General features: G+C 70.1%; 3 protein-coding genes. All 3 read right to left on the bottom strand.

The features are described from left to right. Nucleotides 1–146: biotin/lipoyl-containing protein (locus tag AOK01_RS40910; protein ID WP_342671036.1), on the bottom strand; the 146-nt coding region annotated here is incomplete at its 3' end. Between the two features lie 67 nt (nt 147–213). Then, nucleotides 214–1,602, bottom strand: a complete 1,389-nt coding sequence (lpdA, locus tag AOK01_RS09995; protein ID WP_055510584.1) for a dihydrolipoyl dehydrogenase — start codon at nt 1,600–1,602, stop codon at nt 214–216. A 335-nt stretch (nt 1,603–1,937) separates the two neighbouring features. Next, nucleotides 1,938–3,488 carry a leucyl aminopeptidase gene (locus AOK01_RS10000; RefSeq protein ID WP_055510585.1) on the bottom strand — a complete coding sequence of 517 codons (1,551 nt, stop codon included), beginning with the start codon at nt 3,486–3,488 and terminating at the stop codon, nt 1,938–1,940. Nucleotides 3,489–3,667 lie beyond the last annotated feature (179 nt).

Genomic DNA, 3,667 nt, shown 5'->3' on the forward strand with positions numbered 1-3,667 from the left:
GGGATCTCGGTGTCGACCTTGTCGGTCGACACTTCGAGCAGTGGCTCGTCGGCCTCGACGCGCTCGCCCTCGGCCTTCAGCCAGCGGGTGACAGTGCCCTCGGTGACGCTCTCGCCGAGCGCCGGAAGGGTTACGGAAACCGCCATGGTTTCGGTTGCTCCTAACGAATTGCGGAAGTCTGTGTCGTCGCGTCGTGAGTTGACCGAGGGTCGGTCAGTCGTGCGAGTGCAGCGGCTTGCCGGCCAGGGCGAGGTGGGCCTCGCCGAGTGCCTCGCTCTGCGTGGGGTGAGCGTGGATGAGCTGCGCGACCTCGGCGGGCAGCGCCTCCCAGTTGTAGATCAGCTGGGCCTCGCCCACCTGCTCGCCCATGCGGTCGCCGACCATGTGGACGCCGACCACGGCACCGTCCTTGACCTGGACGAGCTTGATCTCGCCCGCGGTCTTGAGGATCTTGCTCTTGCCGTTGCCCGCGAGGTTGTACTTCAGAACGACGACCTTGTCCGCACCGTAGACCTCCTTGGCCTTGGCCTCGGTGATGCCCACGGAGGCGACCTCGGGGTGGCAGTACGTCACCCGGGGCACGCCGTCGTAGTCGATCGGAACGGTCTTGAGACCGGCAAGACGCTCCGCCACCAGGATGCCCTCGGCGAAGCCGACGTGCGCGAGCTGGAGCGTCGGGACCAGGTCACCCACGGCCGAGATGGTCGGCACGTTGGTGCGCAGGTACTCGTCGACCAGGACGTAACCGCGGTCCGTCGCGACGCCCTGCTCCTCGTAGCCGAGACCGGCGGAGACCGGGCCGCGGCCGATGGCGACCAGGAGGATCTCCGCCTCGAAGGTCTTGCCGTCGGCGAGGGTCACGCGGACCCCGTCCTGCGTGTACTCGGCCTTCTCGAAGAACGTGCCGAGGTTGAACTTGATGCCGCGCTTGCGGAACGCGCGCTCAAGAAGCTTGGAGCTGTTCTCGTCCTCGACCGGCACGAGGTGCTTGAGGCCCTCGATGACCGTGACGTCGGTGCCGAACGACTTCCACGCGGAGGCGAACTCGACGCCGATGACACCGCCGCCCAGTACGAGTGCGGACTTCGGGACGCGGTCCAGCGTCAGCGCGTGGTCCGAGGAGATGATGCGGTCGCCGTCGATGTCCAGGCCCGGCAGCGACTTCGGCACGGAGCCGGTCGCCAGGAGCACGTGCCGGCCCTCGACGCGCCGCCCGCCGACGTCCACGGAGGTGGGGGACGACAGTCGGCCCTCACCCTCGATGTACGTCACCTTGCGTGAGGCCACAAGGCCCTGCAGGCCCTTGTAGAGGCCGCTGATCACGTCGTCCTTGTACTTGTGGACGGCGTTGATGTCGATGCCCTGGAAAGTCGTCAGGACACCGAACTGGTCCGCCTCGCGTGCCTGGTCGGCGATCTCGCCGGCATGCAGCAGGGCCTTGGTGGGAATGCAGCCGTTGTGCAGGCAGGTGCCGCCGAGCTTGTTCTTCTCGATCAGGGCGACGTCCAGGCCCAACTGCGCTCCGCGCAGGGCCGCGGCGTAGCCGCCGCTACCACCGCCGAGGATCACTAGGTCGAAAACGGTGCTGGCGTCGTTCGCCACGTCACGTCCTCCATGCATGTGCGCCGGCGCCGGTCTGCAGTGACCGGGCGGCGGCTGGTGTGGCCGCTCTTTCTTCGGCCCTGTGGTGGGCCCTGTCCTGCCGAGGACCCATCTTCGCACTTGTCGGCGACAGTCGGGACGCCGGGCCGGGCTGTGAGACGTCTGATCGATCACACGGGCCCGCCTTCAGGCCCACCTACAGGGGCGCGGGGAACTGCGCGACCGGCCCCCACCGGCCCGCACGCGCGGCACGACGTCCACGCACGCGCCGCGTACGACGGCCCGCACTCGCCGTACGACGGGTGCGGGCCGGTGGAGTCAGTGGTGGGCGGGCGTCAGCCCAGATCCCCCGCGGCCGTCAACTCCGCGAGCCGGACCAACGTCCGTACGGCCGATCCCGTACCGCCCTTGGGCGTGTACCCGAACGGCGCCTGCTCGTTGAAGGCCGGCCCCGCGATGTCGAGGTGCGCCCAGGTGATCCCCTCACTCACAAACTCCTTCAGGAACAGCCCGGCCACCAGACCGCCGCCGTACCGCTCGCCCATGTTGGCGATGTCGGCCGTGGGGGAGTCCATCCCCTTCTTCAGGTGGTCCGGCAGCGGCATCGGCCAGGCCGCCTCGCCGACCTCCTCGGCCGCCTCGTGCACAGCGGAGCGGAACGCGTCGTCGTTCGCCATGACCCCGAAGGTGCGGTTGCCGAGCGCCAGCATCATCGCGCCGGTCAGGGTCGCCACGTCGACGATCGCGTCGGGCTTGTCCTCGGAGGCCTTGGCGAGCGCGTCGGCGAGGACGAGCCGGCCCTCGGCGTCGGTGTTGAGGACCTCGACGGTCTTGCCGCTGTACATGCGCAGCACGTCGCCCGGCCGGGTGGCGGAGCCGGAGGGCATGTTCTCCGCCAGCGCGAGCCAGCCGGTGACATTGACCTCAAGACCCAGGCGGGCGGCGGCGACGACCGCGGCGAACACGGCGGCGGCGCCGCTCATGTCGCACTTCATCGTCTCGTTGTGCCCGGCGGGCTTGAGCGAGATGCCGCCCGAGTCGTAGGTGATGCCCTTGCCGACGAAGGCGAGGTGCTTCTTCGCCTTGGAGGACGTGTACGACAGCTTCACCAGGCGGGGCGCGGACGCGGAACCGGCGCCGACGCCGAGGATGCCGCCGTACCCGCCCTTCTCCAGCGCCTTCTCGTCGAGCACCTGCACCTTGATGCCGTGCTCCTTGGCCGCGGCCTGCGCGACGGCCGCGAAGGACTCCGGGTTCAGGTCGTTCGGCGGCATGTTGATGAGGTCGCGGGCCCGGTTCAGCTCCTCGGACACGGCCGTGGCGCGCTCGACGGCCGCCTTGAACGCCTTGTCGCGGGGCTTGCCGCCGAGCAGCGCGGCCTCGACGAGCGGGGCCTTGCCGTTCTTGGCGCCGCTCCCGTCCTTGGCGGTCTCCTTGTACGTGTCGAAGGAGTACGCGCCGAGCAGCACGCCCTCGCCGACGGCGCCCGCGTCCGCGGCGTCCGCGATCGGCAGGGCGAACGCGGCCTTCTTGGTGCCCGCCAGGGCGCGGGCGGCGACGCCGGCCGCGCGGCGCAGCGTCTCCGCGGAGAAGGAGTCGTCCTTCTCCGGGAGGGCACCGAGACCGACCGCCAGCACGAGCGGTGCCTTGACACCGGCCGGCGCGGGCAGCTTCGTCACCTCGCCCTCGCCGCCCGAGGCGCCGAGGGTCTCCAGAACGGCGGCGAGTTTGCCGTCGTACGCCTTGTCCACGGCCTCGGCACCCGGCGCGACAACCAGGTCACCGCCCTTGGATCCGTTGGATCCGGTGGTCTTGGCGACACCGACGACGATCGCGTCGGTACGCAGACCGGGCGCCGCGGCGGTGCTGAGAGTGAGAGCAGTCACGGTGGTGAAATCTCGCTTCCATTGAGTTGCTGTGGCCGCCAGGGGTGAGGTCGGCCCGGGCGTTCGAAGTCCGGAGCACGAGCCTACGCGCGGTGGCTGTCCCGGCGGGGTGCGGGTGGGGCTGCGCCCCGGCTCTCGACTCCCGGCTTCCGGCTTGTCGGTCGGGTGCGGGTGGGTGG

The organism is Streptomyces aurantiacus (assembly GCF_001418335.1).
Classification (GTDB): Bacteria; Actinomycetota; Actinomycetes; order Streptomycetales; family Streptomycetaceae; genus Streptomyces; species Streptomyces aurantiacus.